Origin of the sequence: Microcoleus sp. T2B6, from assembly GCF_036700475.1 — a bacterium.
Taxonomy (GTDB): Bacteria; Cyanobacteriota; Cyanobacteriia; order Cyanobacteriales; family Microcoleaceae; genus Microcoleus.
In genome coordinates, this window is the sequence record NZ_JAUBOZ010000015.1 from 103,417 (window position 1) to 108,704 (window position 5,288).

The 5,288-nt window shown below is 51.7% G+C and carries 2 protein-coding genes and 1 pseudogene; 2 read left to right on the forward strand and 1 reads right to left on the reverse strand.

Features of this window, described 5'->3' with window-relative positions; all coding sequences use genetic code 11:
- Nucleotides 1-3,026 (forward strand): annotated as a pseudogene (locus tag QUA00_RS09570) (DUF4347 domain-containing protein); the annotation flags it as partial.
- Nucleotides 3,027-3,074: 48 nt separating this feature from the next.
- Here QUA00_RS09570 and QUA00_RS09575 read toward each other — a convergent pair.
- Nucleotides 3,075-3,632: an NUDIX hydrolase gene (locus QUA00_RS09575; RefSeq protein WP_333310956.1), complete on the reverse strand. Its 558-nt coding sequence runs from the start codon at nucleotides 3,630-3,632 to the stop codon at nucleotides 3,075-3,077.
- 90 nt (nucleotides 3,633-3,722) lie between these two features.
- Between QUA00_RS09575 and QUA00_RS09580 the strand changes: the two genes are divergently transcribed.
- Entirely contained in the window at nucleotides 3,723-5,051 is a 1,329-nt protein-coding gene (locus QUA00_RS09580) for an AMIN domain-containing protein (protein WP_333409463.1), read from the forward strand.
- Nucleotides 5,052-5,288 lie beyond the last annotated feature (237 nt).

Genomic DNA, 5,288 nt, shown 5'->3' on the forward strand with positions numbered 1-5,288 from the left:
CCTCAACTAGCCCAGACCCCAATCCTGCCAACAACAACGGCAGCAGCCCGTCGGCAAGAGTTACCACTGCTATCACCGCTGCCCCGACTCCGACTCCCCCACTCCCACCAACTCCGACTCCCCCACTCCCACTCCCACCGACTCCGACTCCCGCCAACCTACGGCCGATAGCTAGCAACGTCAACCTCGAAATCGCCCCCAGCAGCGCTGTGGCGATCGCAGGACTCGGAGGAAGCGACCCCGACGGCTCGATCGCATCCTTCACCATCAACACCGTCCCACCAGCAAATGAAGGGCTGATATTTTTAGGCAATCCCGAAACCGGCGGCCGGATTGTCACCGCCGGTGAAATTCTGACACCTGCTGAGATTAACCAATTATTTTTCCAATCGACAGCCAACTTTACAACAGCAAATTTCACCTACAGCGCTACAGACAACCAGGGCGCTACCAGCCCCGCCAGCGCTACTGTATCGGCGCTGCTGCCGATGCCAAACGAACCGCCCGTAGCTAACAACGTCAACCTCGAAATCGCCTCCAGCAGCGCTGTGGCGATCGCAGGACTCGGAGGAACCGACCCCGACGGGTCGATCGCATCCTTCACCATCAACACCGTCCCACCAGCAAATGAAGGGCTGATATTTTTAGGCAATCCCGAAACCGGCGGCCGGATTGTCACCGCTGGTGAAATTCTGACACCTGCTGAGATTAACCAATTATTTTTCCAATCGACAGCCAACTTTACAACAGCAAATTTCACCTACAGCGCTACAGACAATCAGGGCGCTACCAGCCCCGCCAGCGCTACTGTCTCTGCCATTCCCCTGAACGAACCAACACCACCAACACCAACAACACCGCCAACACCAACACCGCCAACACCGCCAACACCGCCAACACCACCAACACCGCCAACACCACCAACACCGCCAACACCAACACCGCCAACACCGCCAACACCAACACCAACACCACCAACACCGCCAACACCACCAACACCGCCAACACCGCCAACACCAACACCCGCAGCGGAACCAACACCACCAACACCGCCAACACCAACACCCGCAGCGGAACCAACACCACCAACACCGCCAACACCAACACCCGCGCCGGAACCAACACCCGCGCCGGAACCAACACCACCAACCCCAGCCCCGCAACCAACACCAACACCAACACCAACCCCAGCCCCGCAACCAACACCAACACCAACACCAACCCCAGAAGCAACCCCTATATTCAACCCAGTACCCGAACCCGATACCAGTTGCGGTTGCCAACCACTGCCCCTACCGCCCAACATCACATTTATCCCACCCCAGCCTTCACAAATACTCAACTTCGACTCCAACGCCGCACAACTCATCGACATCCAAAACACCAGCATCGGCACTCCTGGAAACGATTCCTTAACAGGGAACGAAACTAACGAACTGTTTCTCTCATTTGAGGGCGACGACACAGTGTTAGGTGAAGGCGGCAGCGATATCATCTTCGGCGAACAACAACGAGACTTCATCGCCTCCGGCCTCGAAAACGACATCGTTTATGCCGGCAAAGAAACCGATGCCGTATTTGGTGGCAAAGACAACGATCGCATTTTTGGCGATCGCAATGGAGACACATTGTACGGCGATCGCGGTGCCGACACCATAGTCGGCGACAACGGCAACAACATCGACTTAACCGACAACGACGGCGACCTAATTTTTGGCGGTTCTTCAGGCGACGCCATTGGTAGCAATCAAGGTTCCGACACCGTTTACTCCGGCAAAGGCCCAGACATCGCTTACGGGGGGATCGACAACGACTTGATTTGGGGTGACAAAGGCCCAGACACCCTTTGGGGCGACAAGGGAGACGACTCTGTGTTTGGCGGCGTCCTCAACTCCCTCGATAGCGACCCCGACGGCTTCGATTTACTGTTGGGAGGCGATGGCAACGACCTACTTAACGGCCAAGAACAAGACGATACCTTGCGAGGTGGTAACGGCTTCGATTTGCTGTTTGGAGGCAAAGGGGGCGATGGCATTTTCGGCGAAACTGACTCGGATACTCTCTACGGCAATCTAGGTTCTGACACCATAGTCGGCGACTACGGCACTCCAGCGGGCAGTACAGTTGCCACCGATGAAGGTGATTTAATTTTCGGCAACGACACCGGCGATATCATCGGCGGCGGCAGCGGTAACGATAGCATTTTTGCCGGCAAAGGTAATGACTTAGTTTATGGTGGCAAAGATAATGACCGGATTTGGGGTGAACTCGGTTCCGATACCATTGTCGGCGATGAGGGAGACGATTCGCTTTACGGCGGCTTGCAAAACGAGTTAGTGTCCGATGTTGATGGACGCGACTTGCTATTTGGGGGAGAGGGGAATGACTTCCTCAATGCGGGTGAGAGTTCCGATTCTTTGAGTGGGGGTTTTGGTAACGATACCCTTCGTGGAGGCAAGGATGACGATGTAGTACAGGGAGATGCTGGCGATGATTTGATGTACGGCGACTCGGGCAGCGATATTTTGTGCGGCGATGAAGGTAACGATACCATTAGTGGCGATCGCGGGCAAAATCTGCGAGGCGCTGTGGGTGAAGACGGCCAGCAAGACTGCATCAACGGTGGCAGTGGCGATGACCTGTTATACGGCAATGAAGGTCAAGATACTCTCAATGGTGATGATGGTAATGACACTATTTACGGCGGGAAAGATCGCGATATTCTCAATGGGGGTGTTGGGGATGACTGGCTGTTTGGTGATGGGGGAGATGATACTTTGATTGGGGGTATGGGGAACGATCGCTTTGTGTTAAGCGCTAATAGCGGTATGGATACTGTGCTCAATTTTTCCGTAGGAACTGATAAGTTTTTCCTGGCTGGTGGCTTGAGTTTTGAGGCTTTGCAAATTAACTCGATGGCCAATGGCACACTGCTACAAGTTGCGGCGACTGGTCAGGTTTTGGCTCAGGTTTTTGGGGCTGATAATACTATTACTTCTCTGGATTTTCTGACTCTTTCTCCTTAAGACAGGTTTCACAAAAAACAGCGTGTAGGGTTCCATTTACACAGCACCTTACCGCTGTTTATTCAAAAATTCTAATCCTAAAAAAATAGCTGCGATGCTTCCTGCTACACAAATTTCTCGGTTTGCTATTTTTAACAAAACTTCGGTAATTGGGACTAAAACTACTTCAATATCTTCTGTAATATCCAATTGGATTTTGCTAGCAAGCTTGACATTTTTAGCAAAGTATAGGTAGATAGAATTGGTGTCTTTGACGGGGTTATCATATAAGGTTGCGAGTTCCAAAATTTCTTCAGCAACATATCCAGTTTCTTCGGCAAGTTCTCTGGCGGCTGCCGATTTCCCGCTCTCTTCAGCAGGGTTGAAAGATCCAGCAGGCAGTTCCAGCAAAATTTCGCCTACTCCGTGCCTGTATTGGCGCACTAATACAAGTTCTTGCTGCTCTGTAGTGGCAAATACGAGGGCGATATTGGGTCGGACATTAACAAAAAAATCGTCTATAATTTGTCCGCTTGGCAATTCTATTTCATCTTGTCGAACCTGACACCACTTGTTGTTAAGAACGAAGCGCGATCGCAATAATTTCCATTTAGTTAAATTTTTCATATCGCAATAATGCTAAACTTTCAGCGTCATCCGAAGGCAAAATTTTCCCATCCATAATCTATTTCAGATCAAAAATTTCACCCAGCAGCCATGCCATACAGAAAATTACCACGAAAATTTTGGGCAGACTTACAAAAATTGACTGTTAATTCTCTAGCACCCGGATTGTTTGCGATCGAGTCACTGAGTCTGAGTCTAGCAGTCGCCGCCGCAGTTGCAGCAGTGGCCGCAACACTGGAACCAGCAAATGCTTCTACAGTCACAAGTTGGCAATTCGATCCGGCGACAAATCAGCTAGAAATTACTCTCCCAGAGGGAACAACCCCCACATATTCTCTACTCAACCCGTCTCAGATTGCTGTGGATTTGCCCAATACTGAGATCGGAGTAGATGCAACTCAGCTATACCCACAAGGTAGAGTGCGTTCTGTGGGAGTGAGTCAACTTCAACCGGGAAGGGCGAGAATTCTGGTCAATTTGGCTCCAGGAGTCGGTTTCAGGGCAGGGCAAGTTCAATTCCAAAGAATTGGGGTAGAAAATCGCTGGGTGTTACGCCCTTCGATCGAACCGACTCCAATTATGGAAACTCCCGAAACTAAACCCCAGCCTGCAATACAAGTACCGCAAAACCAGCCGCCGACTGATTCCAACTCAACTGCTGCCTCAAAGGTCGATCGAGCTGAGCCTCCTACTTCCCTAAATCCCGCTACAAATTATTCGCAGCAGCCAACTCCAAATGACCAAATCCGGCCGCTAAGAGTGCCTTTAGTCAATGTTCGCCTTGACGAACGCCGTGGGGTACAAGCGGCTGCTCTACCCCGCCTAGATCCTCAAATAACGGCTGCTTCAGCACCCCAACAGCGGACGCTTACTTTTGGTGAACCGCTTCCTCGCGGACGATCGAATGCTCCTTTGCAGGCTGCGACTGGGGCGAATGTCTTGTTGCCGACGGGCACGGAGCTGAGTTTGCTATACCCGGGCGATCGGGCTTTGCGGCTGCAAGCGAAGCCCAGCCGAGAGGAAGTGCTGTTGCTCCAAGGGGGAATTCTCGACAGTCGCGGTAATACGATCGTACCTGCTAATACGCCGGTCATCGGCCGGTTTGAAACAACGAACCTCGGCAGTCGATTTGTGGTCGAAGCTATTAGTCTCAACGGCCGCAATATCCCTCTCTTCGCTCGCTCCGAACCCGTGGGCGGCCGCCGACAAGAGCCTTCCGATCGCAGTTTGTTGCGAAATACTGGTATTGGTGGCTTAGCTTTGTTCTTGCTGAGCGGCTTTTCTGGTATCGGTTTGTTGGCGGGAGCAGCCGGTGGTGTTGCTACAACTTACGTCGCTGCTCCTCAACCTGCTACGATTCAACCCGGCCAAATTTTGCAAGTTCAGTTAACGGAAGATTTCCCCCAGTTAGGTTTTTGAAGGAAGAGGGAAGAAGGAAGAGGTTCGAGGTTCGAGGTTCGAGGGAAGAAGGAAGAGGTTCGAGGTTCGAGGTTCGAGGTTCGAGGGAAGAAGGAAGAAGGAAGAGGGAAGAATTTTTTCTTCCCTCGAACCTCTTTGTTGTTCAAAATTTACTTAGGATCGCGAATTAAATAACTTACAATTTTAATTGTTATTGTGGGATGGGCGTCCCGCCCGTCCAAAAAGGACGGGCGGGAC

Excerpts from the sequence above, each read along its gene's own strand:
- QUA00_RS09575 (WP_333310956.1), bottom strand. The coding sequence starts at position 3,632 with ATGAAAAATTTAACTAAATGGAAATTATTGCGATCGCGCTTCGTTCTT.
- QUA00_RS09580 (WP_333409463.1), top strand. The coding sequence starts at position 3,723 with ATGCCATACAGAAAATTACCACGAAAATTTTGGGCAGACTTACAAAAA.